Below are 12,864 nucleotides of genomic sequence, written 5' to 3'. Positions count from 1 at the left end.
CCAACCCATACAGTGATTGACACTCCGCCATCGCAGGCCAGTGGAATCATCGCACCGCCCCTCCCAGATTGACTGCGTTGACAGCTTTAGAACGGTGCGGGGCACTCGAAGCGCAACCGCTCGCCACTTTGCGGGTGAGTGAAGCTCAACATGCTCGCATGCAGGCACAGGCGTGGCCAGGCGGCCAGGGCTTGCTCATGGGCATACAGGCCGTCACCCAGCAGCGGGTGGCCGATGGAGAGCATGTGCACACGCAACTGGTGCGAGCGCCCGGTGATCGGCGTCAGTTCGACGCGGCACCAGTCCCCGCAACGCTCCAGCACCTTCCAGAACGTCAGCGCGTGCTTGCCGAACTCGTGGTCGACCACATGCCGCGGCTTGGTCGGTGGGTCGTAGCGCAGCGGCAAATCGATGCTGCCACTGTCCAGTTCCGGTTGGCCCCAGGCCAGGGCGGTGTAGGCCTTTTCGGTTTCACGGTCATGAAACTGGCGGGACAGCTCACGGTGCGTATCGGCATCCCGCGCCAGCAGGATAATGCCCGAGGTTTCCCAGTCCAGGCGATGGACGATACGGGCTTCGGGATAGCCGTTTTCCTGCAGGCGGGTGATCAGGCAGTCCTTGTTGTCGTCGGCGCGGCCAGGCACCGAGAGCAGCAGGGTGGGCTTGTTCACCACCAGGACGGCGGCGTCCTGATACAGGATGTGGATATTGGACAGCGGCATCAAACAGCCTCGTAACAAACGCCAACGGCGGCTCGCCCACCCGGTTCCCGAAAAGGGATCAAGGTGACCGAGCCGCCGTGGCGGCCGCCTGTTCGATCAACGATCAGGCAGGGTGATATTGAGTTCCAGAATCGAGCAGCTGCCGTCATTTTCCAGGGCGACATGCACGTCATCGTTGCCGATATTGACGTACTTGCGGATCACCTCGACCAGTTCCTTCTGCAAGGCTGGCAGGTAGTCCGGGGTGCTGCGTTGGCCGCGTTCGTGCGCCACGATGATCTGTAGACGCTCTTTCGCGACCGACGCGGTCGTAGGCTTTTTGTTGGCGCGAAAGAAGTCGAGAAATTTCATTGTTTAGTTGCCTCCAAAGATACGCTCGAAGAATCCCTTCTTCTTGACATCGAGGAAGCGGTGTTCCACGGTCTTGCCCAGCAAGCGATCGACGGCATCGCTGTACGCCTGGCCGGCGTCGCTCTGGTCATCAAGAATCACCGGCACACCCTGGTTGGAGGCTTTCAGCACCGCCTGGGATTCTGGAATCACGCCCAGCAGGGTCACTGCGAGGATTTCCTTTACGTCTTCAACGCCGAGCATCTCGCCGTTGCTGACACGCTCAGGGTTGTAGCGGGTGAGCAGCAGGTGCTCCTTGATCGGATCGCGGCCTTCTTCGGCGCGCTTGGACTTGCTGGCCAGCAGGCCGAGCATGCGGTCCGAGTCACGTACCGAGGAGACTTCCGGGTTGGTCACCACGATGGCTTCATCGGCGAAGTACATCGCCAGGTGAGCACCGGTCTCGATGCCGGCGGGGGAGTCGCACACCACGTATTCAAAGGTTTCTGCCAGTTCGGCGATGACTTTGCCCACGCCTTCTTTGGTCAGCGCATCTTTGTCACGGGTCTGGCTGGCGGCCAGCACGTACAGGTTTTCAAGGCGCTTGTCCTTGATCAGGGCCTGTTGCAGGTTGGCTTCACCGTTGACCACGTTGACGAAGTCATACACCACGCGGCGTTCGCAGCCCATGATCAGGTCGAGGTTACGCAAACCGACGTCGAAGTCGACGATAACTGTCTTGTGGCCGCGCAGAGCGAGGCCGGTACCGATAGCGGCGCTGGTGGTGGTCTTACCCACACCACCCTTGCCGGATGTAACCACGAGAATCTTGGCCAAGGTGTTTCACCCCTAAGGAAAAAGGACTTTTCAGTCCCTGAAAAACATCTCTTGGAACTCGCTGCAGGCGGACAGCCTTGTAGGAATAAAAAATTCCTACATAAGTAATGCCGGTTTCGCTGTGCTATCAGAGTCTAGAGATGCTTGGAAAATGCGGCAGTATCCGTTAAAGACGGATGATGTTCAACACATCGCCCGACAGGTTGACCTGCACCGAAGCCCCCCACAGCGGATCACGGCGCAAATCTTCTGAAACCTTGTACTGGCCTGCGATGGACACTAGCTCAGCGGTCAACTGCTGGCAAAAAATACGGGCCTTGGTATCACCCTTGATGCCGGCGAGGGCACGTCCGCGCATCGGGCCGTATACATGGATGTTGCCATCGGCGAGAAGTTCCGCCCCCGGGCTGACCGAGGAGACCACCACCAGGTCGCCCCCCTGGGCGTAAATCTGCTGCCCGCCGCGTACGGGCGAGGTGATGATCTTTGTAGGCTTGATCGCAGGCTCGGGTGGTTTTTCCGGTTTTTTCTTCTCTTCGCCGACCAATGGTTCCAGTGGACGCTCGCGCGCGCCGGACGGTGGCAGTACTGGCAGTTCAATGGCGATGGCCGCCGCGATGTCTTCGATACGGCTGGCGCGAATCGCCAGGGTGCGCAGGCCATGGGAGCGGCACACGCGCATCAGGCCGGGCAAATCGATACTGCCCTGGTCGGCGGGCAACTTGTCCAGGGCCAGCACCAGCGGGGCGTTGTTGAAGAAGTTCGGCGCCAGGGCGACCTTGGCCGCAAGTTGGCGGTCCAGGGCGTCGAGGTCGTTACGGGCGAGTTCCAGTACGGTGATGGCGAGCATGCTGCCTTTCAGCTGGAACACGGGATCTTGGTCTAGCGGTTCGGTTTGGCTCATGGTCGGCAAAAGCGGCTTGTCGCGAAAAGTGTCGAGACTTATAACGAGAACACTCACTGGCCGCAAGCCGGGTCGAACCGTTGTAGAATGCGCGGCCCTTGTCTTTACCGGAATCTGTAATGGATCGCCCGCGTTTTCGAGCTGTATTTTTTCACCCGCGTTTCTGGCTGTTATGGCTGGGGCTCGGCCTGTTGTGGCTGGTCACCCAACTGCCGTACCGCGCGCTGCTGACCATCGGTCGCCTGCTGGGCGCCGGCATGTACCGCGTGGCCGGCGAACGCCGCCGCATCGCCGCACGCAACCTGGAACTGTGCTTCCCGGAAAAATCCGCCAAAGAGCGTAAACAGTTGCTCAAGGAAAACTTTGCCTCCACCGGCATCGCGTTCTTTGAAATGGCCATGAGCTGGTGGTGGTCGCGCCAGCGCCTGGCGCGCCTGGCCCACGTCGAAGGCCTGGAACACCTCAAGCAGGCGCAGTTGGATGGCAAGGGTGTGATCCTCATGGCCCTGCACTTCACCACCCTGGAAATTGGCGCAGCGTTGTTGGGGCAGAAGCACACCATCGATGGTATGTACCGCGAGCACGGCAACCCGCTGTTCGACTATATCCAGCGCCGTGGCCGCGAACGTCACAACCTCGATTCCCTGGCCGTGGAGCGTGAAGACGTGCGCGGCATGCTCAAGCTGCTGCGCGCCGGCCGTGCCATCTGGTACGCACCGGACCAGGACTATGGCGCCAAGCAAAGTATCTTCGTGCCGTTGTTCGGCATCCAGGCCGCTACCGTGCCGGCCACCAGCAAGTTCGCCAAGCTGGGCAAGGCACTGGTGGTGCCGTTCACTCAACAGCGCATGGCCGATGGCAGCGGTTACCGTCTGGTGATCCACCCGCCGCTCACCGACTTCCCCGGCGAAAGCGATGAAGTCGACTGCCTGCGCATCAACCAATGGGTTGAAGCCTCCGTGCGTGAATGCCCCGAGCAATACCTGTGGACCCACCGCCGCTTCAAGAGCCGGCCACCGGGTGAACCCAAGCTGTACGAAAAACGCCGTCGATAAGACAGACATTTCCCCACATGGAGTGACGCAATGCGCCCAGCTGAACCGGTTACTGGCTTGATTCTTTCCGGCGGCGGGGCGCGAGCGGCGTATCAGGTGGGGGTATTGGCGGCGATTGCCGAGTTGCTGCCGCCGGGGGCGCCCAATCCTTTTCCGGTGATCGTCGGTACGTCGGCCGGTGCGATCAATGCGGTAAGCCTGGCCAGTGGCGCCATGGACTTCACCGCCGCGATCCAACGCCTTACCGCTTTCTGGCAGGGCTTCAGCAGCCATCTGGTGCTGCGCAGTGACTGGCCGGGGGTGATCCGCCAGGCGAGCCGTTTCCTGATCCACAGCCTGCTGGGCTTGGGCGCACAAGTACCGGTGGCACTGCTCGACAGCACGCCGCTGAAGGCGCTGCTCAAAGACAAGCTGCATCTGGACGGCATCGACGAAGCCATCCGCAACAAACACCTGCATGCGGTGGCGGTTACGGCTTTTGGTTATGAGTCCGGGCAGGCAGTGACCTTCTATCAGGGCGGCGGCACCATCGACGCCTGGTTGCGCCACCGCCGTATCGGCCTGCCGACTCAACTGACGGTCGAACACCTGCTGGCCAGTTCGGCGATCCCCTTGTTGTTCGCCCCGGTCAAACTCGACCAGGAATACTTCGGCGACGGCGCCGTGCGGCAGTCGGCGCCGATCAGTCCGGCGTTGCACCTGGGCGCCAGCCGCGTGCTGGTGGTCGGTGTCAGCGGCAACCCGCGGGGCAATGAGCCGGCGGTACAGCGCAGCTACACCGGCCAGGAGCCGACCCTGGCGCAGATCGGTGGGCATATGCTCAACAGCACGTTCATTGACAGCCTGGAAAGCGATATCGAATTGCTCGAACGCTTGAACCAGTTCAGCCATGTCGCGCCGGGGGTGGCGGCGGTGGAGGTGCTGGTGATCGCACCCAGCCAGCCGATCGACGAGATCGCGGCGCGGCATCGCCAGGAACTGCCGGCGGCGTTGCGCTTGTTTCTGCGCGGGCCGGGGGCGACCAAGACGAGCGGGGCGGGGGTGTTGAGTTACCTGCTGTTCGAGGCGGGGTATTGCAGTGAATTGATCGAGCTGGGGCGACGGGATGCGTTGGCCAAGCGCGAGGAATTGTCGAAATTCCTCGGCCTGGCCTGACGGTCAGAAGTGATACTTGACCAGGAAGCTCGCCGTGTCCTGGTTGGTCTTGAACGCGCCGGAATCTTCGATCCCGTACTTGTTCTTCCAGTAGTCGTATTCAAAACCCACGTACAACTGCTTGTCGCCCCAATGCAGCGCCTTGCCCAGGTCATATTTGACCTGCGGGTTGAAGTGCAGGTTGGCGTGGTAGGTGCCACGGGCGTTCTTGTCGTTGTCCGTCACCCAGTCCATGAAGCCGTCGATCAGCACGTCGGAATTGCCCACTGGGATGGTGTAGGACCAGACCGGCGTGATCTGCCAGACGCCGTCACCTGGGCGATTGCCTTCGGTCTGGCGTTGGTAGAAGTTCAGCTGGAAGTAATCGAAACCGGGGATGTTCAAGTCAAAGCCTGGCCCGAGCAGGTACGACTCGTTGTCGCCTTCGCCGAACTCGTAAGTGAACGCCAGCAATACATCCTTGATGGGGCCGAAGGACAGGTCTTTATCGAAGATTTTGCCGAATGACAGACGTGGGCTTATTTCGCCGTAATACGTACTGGGGCCGACGTTGCCGTCTTCCTTGCCGTTGTAAAAGATGCGGTCGACGAAGATAAAGTTATCACCGTACTTCCACGCATCGGCATGTTCGAACGTGACGGTTTGCTGAATCTGCGGGTTGACGGTAAAGCTCTTGCCCCACAAGTAAGTCAGGCTGTTGTTCTGCCACTGCAACAGGTCACCGGCCACGGCTTGGCCACCGGCCAGCAGGGATCCCGCCAGCATCAGGCCTTTGAACATAGGTTTCATTCGGTTGCTCCCGAGTTAAAGTTTTATGGTTTTTCTTCTACGCAGGCGCTCTGGTGTGGCGCCTTTTGGTTCGCTGCAAAAATCGTCTGTTCGGTCAGCTTTAGTGCTTTTAGCAAGAGCTGCGCCAAGGTGTTTAAAAAGCCAAAAAATCCCCGTCGGCTGCATGAGATGCAGTCGAATTCAGAGGACATTTGCGCACTTTGGCCGCAGACATTAGGCCGGGATAAGTTGGCCTTGCAGTCAGCTTTTACATTCGCTGTTTTTTTTTGAGTCGATTCGAGCGGGCGCGGAGAATACTGGCTCCCAGGCCTGGGCTCAAGTGCGCCGTTACAGCGCGCGCGGGGCGAGAATGGGGCACGGCTTGTGACCGGCCCCAGGTGAGCGGTGTGCATGTTGATGTTCCCTGTTTCGTTATTGTTTTTGTGCGAACGAAGGAATCAATGCGTAGGAGCAACGGCTGGTCGTTCAGAACCGCCGAGAATGTTGAACAGGATATTCAGCGACAACGCGCTGAGGGTGGCCATGGCGATACCGCTGTGGGTAATCGGGCTCATCCATAGCGGCAGCTGCGCGAAGAACTCCGGGCGCACCACCGGGATCAGGCCCATGCCGATGCTCACCGCCACCAGCAATTGGTTGCGCCGGTCGGCGATATCGGCTTCCTGCAGGATCTTGATCCCGGTCGCCGCCACCATGCCGAACATGGCAATCGCCGCGCCGCCCAGCACCGCCGGCGGGATCGACGCGACCAGGTACGCCGCCTTGGGCAGCAGGCTGAGCACGATCAGAAATGCGCCGGCCATCATCGTCACCGAACGGCAACGCACGCCGGTCATCTGCACCAGGCCGATGTTCTGCGCGAACGAAGAGTGGGTGAAGGTGTTGAAGAACCCGGCAAAGAACGATGCACCGGCATCACACAGCAGGCCGCGCCGCAGCATTTTCGGCGTGACGTCCTGGCCGGTGATCTTGCCCAGCGCGAGGAACATCCCGGTGGACTCGACAAAAATGATCACCACCACCAGGCACATCGACAGGATCGGCGCCAACTCGAATTTGGGCATGCCGAAGTGCAACGGCGTCACCACCTGCACCCACGGCGCCTGGGCCAGGCCACTGAGGTCGACCATGCCGATGGCGCCGCACAAGGCGTAGCCCAGGCCCATGCCGATCAGCACCGAGATGTTCACCCAGAAGCCACGCATGAAGCGGTTGATCAGCAGGATGGTGGCCAATACCAGCGCGGCAACCGCCAGGTAGACCGGTGAGCCGAAAGTCGCGGCGGCACTGCCACCGCCGGCCCAGTTCACCGCCACGGGAAACAGCGACAGGCCAATCGCGGTGATCACCGTGCCGGTCACCAACGGCGGGAAAAAACGCACGACCTTGGACATGAACGGTGCGATCAGCATGCCAAAGAACCCGGCAGCGATGGTCGCGCCGAAGATGCCCTGCAAGCCGATACCGGGCATGCCGGCCATGGCGACCATGCTGCCGACGGCGGCAAAACTGGCGCCCATCATCACCGGCATGCGAATGCCCACCGGGCCGATGCCGAACGACTGCACCAGGGTGGCGATGCCGGCGACCAGCAGATCAGCGTTGATCAGAAAGGCGATTTCTTCACGGCCGAGGCCTGCGGCCTGGCCAATGATCAAGGGCACGGCGACGGCGCCGCCGTACATCAGCAAGACGTGTTGCAGGCCTACCAGAATCAGTTGCAAGAGGGGCAGCCGCACCAGGGCGGGTGCGGCGGGAATCTGCGGTTCGGCTAACTCGGTCATGCAACACCTCGGATCTTTTTATTGTTGTGTTGTTCGGCATTCAATTGCCGGGTGGAACTCGATCTTCAAAACCCTGGAGACCCTTGTGGGAGGGGGCCTGCCCCCTCCCACCTTTGGATCTGCGCCAGCCTGTCAGTTGGTACGCGCCCCCTGGTTGATCCAGGTGCCAATCAAATCCCGCTCCTGCTGGGTCATCTGGGTGATGTTGCCCAGCGGCATGATCTGGCTCGCCACGGCCTGCGCCTGGATACGTGCGGCCTGCTGCTGGATCTGCGCCGGGGTGTCGAACATCACACCCGCTGGAGCCGTACTGAACAACGGACTGGTGGGCTTGGCCGAGTGACACACGGCGCAGCGCTCCTGGATCACCCCGTGGACCTTGTCGAAATCAATCGTCGCCTGGGCCGGAGCAGGTTCAGCGGCGGGGGCGGCAGGCGCTGCCGGTTTCAAGCCACCGCCCAGTGCGGTTTCCGGCAACGGTTGGTACTCGATGGCCGCCGGGGCCTTGGCCACTTCGGCCACCGGCTTGGGGCCGGTCACGTAGGCGAGGCAGATCATTGCCAGTGCACCCACCGGCAACGTCCACGCATACTTCTGGCTGTTATGCCGGGTGTTGAAGTAGTGGCGCACCAACACCGCCGCCACCGCGATGCCCGCCAGGATCAGCCAGTTGTATTGGCTGCCGTAGGTGCTCGGAAAGTGGTTGCTGATCATGATGAACAGCACCGGCAAGGTGAAGTAGTTGTTGTGACGCGAACGCAGCAGACCTTTGGCGGGCAGCGCCGGGTCCGGCGTGCGGTTTTCCGCGATCGCCGCCACCAGCGCGCGTTGTGCCGGCATGATGATGCGGAACACGTTGCCCACCATGATGGTGCCGATCACCGCACCCACGTGCAGGTACGCACCCCGCCCACTGAACACTTTGCTGAAGCCGTACGCGGCGGCAATCAACAGCACGAACAGGATGAAACCGAGCAGGGCAGGGCGCTTGCCCAGGGCCGAGTCGCAGAGGAAGGAGTAGATGAACCAGCCGGCGAACAGTGAGCCAATGCCCAGCAACACGCCTTCCGGGCCACTGAGACTGCTGCCCGGGGCCAGCAGGTACAGCGTCGGGTTCCAGTAGAACACCACGCACAGCAGCGCAATGCCCGACATCCAGGTGAAGTAGGCCTCCCATTTGAACCAGTGCAGGTTGTCCGGCATGGTCGGTGGGGCCAGTTTGTACTTTTCCAGGTGGTAGATACCGCCACCGTGGATCGCCCACAAGTCACCGGCCAGGCCGCTCTTGGGGTTGACGCGATTGAGGTTGTTTTCCAGCCAGACGAAGTAGAAAGAAGCGCCGATCCACGCGACGCCCGTGATCATGTGAACCCAGCGCACGCTCAGGTTCAGCCATTCCATCAAATGTGCTTCCACAGTCTTTACCTCTCGCCTGTCACCCTTGTTGTCGGGTGATCAGACCTTCTCTTATTGGTGGGGGGCGAGGATCAACCGCTCATCCTCTTTGAAAAAATGCTCATCGCAGTTATTGCCTGTGCCACTGCGATCAACCACCAGGAAGTCATCCCGCTTTTCGATCGTCAGCACCGGGTGGTGCCAGACGCCGCGATGGTAATTAATGCCCTGCCTGCCGTTGGTGACGAAGGCGCGGACCAAGCCCGATACAGGTTCATCGCCAAGTGGCGCGACCACGATCAGAAAGGGGTTGCCGAGCAGCGGAATGAAAGCCTGGCTGCCCAGCGGGTGTCGTTCCAGCATGCACACGGTCAGCGGCATGTCCTGCGCATCGGCGCGGAAGATGCTGATGATTGCGTGGTCTTCCGGCGTCGCGGTTTGCACCGTCGCCAGCTTGTGAAAGCGCATGGTCGACCCGTTGTTGATCATGAAGTGATCGCTGCCATCGGTTTCGATAACGTCTCCGAAAGGGGCGAAGGCTTCTTTGGTCAGGGGTTCGATCATCAGTGTGCGCATGGCTGTCTTCTTAAATTTTCGAGTGTGATGGTGTCTGGTCTACCGTTATCGCGGGCAAGCCCGGCTCCCACATTTGACCGCATACTCCTGTGGGAGCCGGGCTTGCCCGCGATGGGGTCCACCCTTATTTCGCTACCTTACCGAGGACCCGCAGGCGACTTACGCCCCCATCCGGGAACACATTCAGGCGGATGTGGGTAATCGGCCCCAGCGCCTTGATCTGCTCGGCGAAGGTGTGTTCGGCGTGCATTTCCAGCTTCTGCGCCGGCAGCAGTTCGCGCCAGAACAGCGACTGGGTTTCGATCTGGCTGTCGGTGCCGCCCTTCACGAACGCGCCCTGGATCGAGCAGGTGTCCGGGTAGTTGCCCTTGAAGTGCAGGGTGTCGACGATGATCTTCTCGATCTCGCCCGGGTGACCCAGCGCCACGATCACCCAGTCATTGCCCGGTGTGCGACGACGCGCGGTTTCCCAGCCGTCGCCCATGTTGATGCCACGGCCTGGATTGAGGATGTTGCTCATGCGACCGAAGTGTTCATCGGAGCAGGCCAGGGCACGGCCACCGTTGAGTGCTGCCGCCAGGTCGACCTGTTCGTTGTCGCCCACCGAGGACCAGTCGCGAAACGGCACGCCGTATACGCGCAGGCGCGCCACGCCGCCGTCCGGGTAGATGTTGAAACGCAGGTGGCTGAAGGCCTGGTCGTTGTGGATCTCGTGATAGTGGTGGCTGTTGCCTTGCAACTCGACGGCGGACAGCACTTCGACCCACTGGGTGTTGTCATCCGGCTCGCCCGAAGTCAGGAAGCAGGCTTCCAGGGAGGCCGATGGCGGGAAGTTGCCGGTAAAGAATGAAGTGTCGATGTCCACGCCTTTGATCGAGCCTGGCACACCCAGGCGGATCACAGCGCTGTCGTAGCCTTCGAAGCGTTTGCGGCGCGACTCCCAGCCGTCCATCCACTTGCCGTTGTCATCGAAAACGCCCTCCTTCCATACAGCCGGGGTCGGCTGGAACAGGCGGTTGGCGTCGGCGAACCAGTCATCGGTGACGGAGATGATCTTGGTGCCCAGGCGGGCGTCGGCCAGGTTGACGAACTTTTCGAAAGGTACGGCGTAAGCTTTCATTCTTCTTGTCTGCCTTAGATAAAGTGGCTGGGGATGGTCGTTTAGAGGGTCAGTAAGCGGAACAACGCGATCTTGTTGATCTCGGCCAGTGCACATTTGAACTCGGCCTCGACCGAGTTGTGAATGCGCGTTTCGAACGCGGCCAGGATCTGATGCCGGTTGCTGCCTTTTACCGCCATGATGAAGGGAAACTTGAACTTGGCCTTGTAGGCGTCGTTCAGCTCGGTGAAGCGCGAGAACTCTTCGGCCGTGCATTGGTGAATCCCCGCGCCAGCTTGCTCATCGGTGCTGGCTTGGGTCAGTTGGCCCTGGACGGCGGCTTTGCCGGCCAGGTCCGGGTGAGCGTTGATCAGCGCCAGCTGGCTGGCATGATCAGCGCTCAACAGGATGTCGCTCATGCGCTGGTGCAGGGTTTCGATCTGGTCGATCGAAGCATCCTGGCCCAGGTCGAAGGCCTTTTCGGCCACCCATGGCGAGTGTTCGTAGATATCGGCGAAGGCAGCGACAAACTCATCTCGGCTCAAGGTCGAGGGTTTCAGGCCGTGGAACGCAGTCATTTCGCCGCTCCCGTGTAGGGGTGGGTTTCCTGCCAGTGGCGGGCAATGTCGACGCGGCGGGTGAACCACACCTGCTCGTGACCTTTGACGTACTCGATAAAGCGCTTCAACGACGCCAGGCGCGCCGGGCGGCCGATCAGGCGGCAGTGCAGGCCGATGGAAAGCATCTTCGGTGCCTCGGCCCCTTCGGCGTAGAGCACGTCGAACGCGTCCTTGAGGTACTCGAAAAAATCATCGCCCTTGTTGAAACCCTGCACCTGGGTGAAGCGCATGTCGTTGGTGTCCAGGGTGTAGGGGATCACCAGGTGCGGCTTGCCGGTCGGGGTGTTGGGTTCCCAGTAGGGCAGGTCGTCGTCGTAGGTGTCGCAGTCATAGAGGAAGCCGCCTTCCTCCATGACCAGCCGCCGGGTATTGGGGCCGGTGCGCCCGGTGTACCAGCCCAGTGGGCGTTCGCCGGTGAGTTCGGTGAGGATGCGGATGGCTTCGAGCATGTGCTCGCGCTCCTGGGCCTCGTCCATGTATTGGTAGTCAATCCAGCGGTAGCCGTGGCTGCAGATCTCATGGCCGGCGTCGACCATGGCGCGGATCACATCCGGATGGCGCTGCGCGGCCATGGCCACGGCGAAGATGGTCAGCGGGATATCGAATTCTTTGAACAGCTTGAGGATACGCCACACGCCGGCACGGCTGCCGTATTCGTACAGCGACTCCATGCTCATGTTGCGCTCGCCCTGCAGGGGCTGGGCCGAAACCATTTCGGAGAGAAAGGCTTCGGATTCTTTGTCGCCGTGCAAGATATTGCGCTCGCCGCCTTCTTCGTAATTGAGTACGAAAGACAGCGCAATGCGCGCCTTGCCCGGCCAGTGGGGGTGAGGAGGGTTACTGCCGTAACCGATCAGGTCGCGTGGGTAGTCAGCGCTCACTGCAGTCTTCCTTCTTGTTCGTCGTAGTAGCGATGAGTGATTGTATACAACTTATCGCGCACTTTGTAAGCCTACATTTCTGCATTTTTTCGGCGTAGCGCTAGACCAGTGGTGTAGCAAGAAACTTGCCTGGTTGGTCAGCTAATGGACAAAAGGTCGTTTAAAAGCAAGGATAACGCGCAGATTGCCCTGTTGAGCAATGGCAGCAGGCGGATCTGAGAGTTTGTGATTTTTATTGTGTACAATTTTTTTAAAAAGTGTCTTAATCGATCATCGCCGGCTTTTTCGATGCCCTGAAAAAGTGCGGATCATTCTTCTATTGACCACAGGAGGCGCGTAGACGCCATGGGACGCTTGACCACACACGTATTGGACGCCGCACACGGCTGCCCCGGCAGCGCAATCAAGGTTGAGCTGTACCGCGTCGAAGGCGCGCAGCTGGCACTGGTCGCCACCGCGCAGACCAACAGCGACGGCCGCTGCGACGCACCGTTGCTGCAAGGCGATGACTACCGCAGCGGCGTGTACCAATTGCAATTCAGCGCTGGCGATTACTATCGCGCCCGTGGCGTGCAACTGCCGGAGCCGGCCTTCCTCGATGTGGTAGTGCTGCGTTTCGGCATCAGCGCCGAACAGGATCACTACCATGTCCCGCTACTGATTTCGCCCTACAGCTACTCCACCTATCGCGGTAGCTGAGCGTCAACTCGCTTCACA

Annotated in this window: 14 protein-coding genes; 3 read left to right on the top strand and 11 right to left on the bottom strand. The window is 60.6% G+C overall.

All coding sequences use genetic code 11. The features are described from left to right. Nucleotides 1–86: 86 nt before the first annotated feature. The 4 genes from LUU92_RS20260 to minC form a co-directional block, all read right to left on the bottom strand. Nucleotides 87–722, bottom strand: a complete 636-nt coding sequence (locus LUU92_RS20260; protein WP_015885133.1) for an RluA family pseudouridine synthase — start codon at nt 720–722, stop codon at nt 87–89. Between the two features lie 96 nt (nt 723–818). Continuing rightward, complete coding sequence (minE, locus tag LUU92_RS20255) at nt 819–1,073, bottom strand: cell division topological specificity factor MinE (protein WP_010208824.1); 255 nt, start codon at nt 1,071–1,073, stop codon at nt 819–821. 3 nt (nt 1,074–1,076) lie between these two features. Next, the gene (minD, locus tag LUU92_RS20250) at nt 1,077–1,889 is read right to left on the bottom strand and encodes a septum site-determining protein MinD (protein WP_071490790.1); all 813 of its coding nucleotides are present in this window, start codon (nt 1,887–1,889) and stop codon (nt 1,077–1,079) included. Nucleotides 1,890–2,055: 166 nt separating this feature from the next. Next, a complete protein-coding gene (gene minC / locus LUU92_RS20245) occupies nt 2,056–2,793 on the bottom strand; it encodes a septum site-determining protein MinC (protein ID WP_071490789.1) in 738 nt (245 codons plus the stop codon). A 119-nt stretch (nt 2,794–2,912) separates the two neighbouring features. On the opposite strand from minC, the gene LUU92_RS20240 reads away from it, so the two are divergent. Further along, nucleotides 2,913–3,848 (top strand): lipid A biosynthesis lauroyl acyltransferase, encoded by a 936-nt coding sequence (locus LUU92_RS20240; RefSeq protein ID WP_257102559.1) that lies wholly within the window; start codon nt 2,913–2,915, stop codon nt 3,846–3,848. A 30-nt stretch (nt 3,849–3,878) separates the two neighbouring features. Continuing rightward, nucleotides 3,879–5,003, top strand: a complete 1,125-nt coding sequence (locus LUU92_RS20235; RefSeq protein WP_071490787.1) for a patatin-like phospholipase family protein — start codon at nt 3,879–3,881, stop codon at nt 5,001–5,003. A gap of 3 nt (nt 5,004–5,006) precedes the next feature. Here LUU92_RS20235 and LUU92_RS20230 read toward each other — a convergent pair whose 3' ends face one another. The 7 genes from LUU92_RS20230 to puuE form a co-directional block, all read right to left on the bottom strand. Next, nucleotides 5,007–5,792 (bottom strand): outer membrane protein OmpK, encoded by a 786-nt coding sequence (locus LUU92_RS20230; RefSeq protein ID WP_028617274.1) that lies wholly within the window; start codon nt 5,790–5,792, stop codon nt 5,007–5,009. 437 nt (nt 5,793–6,229) lie between these two features. After that, nucleotides 6,230–7,576 (bottom strand): nucleobase:cation symporter-2 family protein, encoded by a 1,347-nt coding sequence (locus tag LUU92_RS20225; protein WP_071490786.1) that lies wholly within the window; start codon nt 7,574–7,576, stop codon nt 6,230–6,232. Nucleotides 7,577–7,708: 132 nt separating this feature from the next. Beyond that, entirely contained in the window at nt 7,709–8,992 is a 1,284-nt protein-coding gene (locus tag LUU92_RS20220) for a urate hydroxylase PuuD (protein ID WP_071490785.1), read from the bottom strand. A 51-nt stretch (nt 8,993–9,043) separates the two neighbouring features. Further along, entirely contained in the window at nt 9,044–9,547 is a 504-nt protein-coding gene (locus LUU92_RS20215) for an ureidoglycolate lyase (protein WP_071490784.1), read from the bottom strand. A 124-nt stretch (nt 9,548–9,671) separates the two neighbouring features. Beyond that, a complete protein-coding gene (gene alc, locus LUU92_RS20210; RefSeq protein ID WP_071490783.1) occupies nt 9,672–10,667 on the bottom strand; it encodes an allantoicase in 996 nt (331 codons plus the stop codon). Nucleotides 10,668–10,708: 41 nt separating this feature from the next. Further along, nucleotides 10,709–11,224 carry a 2-oxo-4-hydroxy-4-carboxy-5-ureidoimidazoline decarboxylase gene (gene uraD, locus LUU92_RS20205; protein ID WP_071490782.1) on the bottom strand — a complete coding sequence of 172 codons (516 nt, stop codon included), beginning with the start codon at nt 11,222–11,224 and terminating at the stop codon, nt 10,709–10,711. After that, nucleotides 11,221–12,147 carry an allantoinase PuuE gene (gene puuE / locus LUU92_RS20200; protein WP_071490781.1) on the bottom strand — a complete coding sequence of 309 codons (927 nt, stop codon included), beginning with the start codon at nt 12,145–12,147 and terminating at the stop codon, nt 11,221–11,223. The genes uraD and puuE overlap by 4 nt, the downstream gene beginning before the upstream one ends. Nucleotides 12,148–12,492: 345 nt before the next feature. Here puuE and uraH point away from each other — a divergent pair, with 345 nt between their 5' ends. Then, nucleotides 12,493–12,846 (top strand): hydroxyisourate hydrolase, encoded by a 354-nt coding sequence (gene uraH, locus LUU92_RS20195; RefSeq protein ID WP_071490780.1) that lies wholly within the window; start codon nt 12,493–12,495, stop codon nt 12,844–12,846. The last annotated feature ends 18 nt before the right edge of the window (nt 12,847–12,864 follow it).

The sequence above is a fragment of the Pseudomonas extremorientalis genome (assembly GCF_024584605.1).
GTDB classification, from domain to species: domain Bacteria; phylum Pseudomonadota; class Gammaproteobacteria; order Pseudomonadales; family Pseudomonadaceae; genus Aquipseudomonas; species Aquipseudomonas extremorientalis.
The sequence above is the reverse complement of the archived record's forward strand: the minus strand, read 5'-3'. Positions and strand labels throughout refer to the sequence as shown.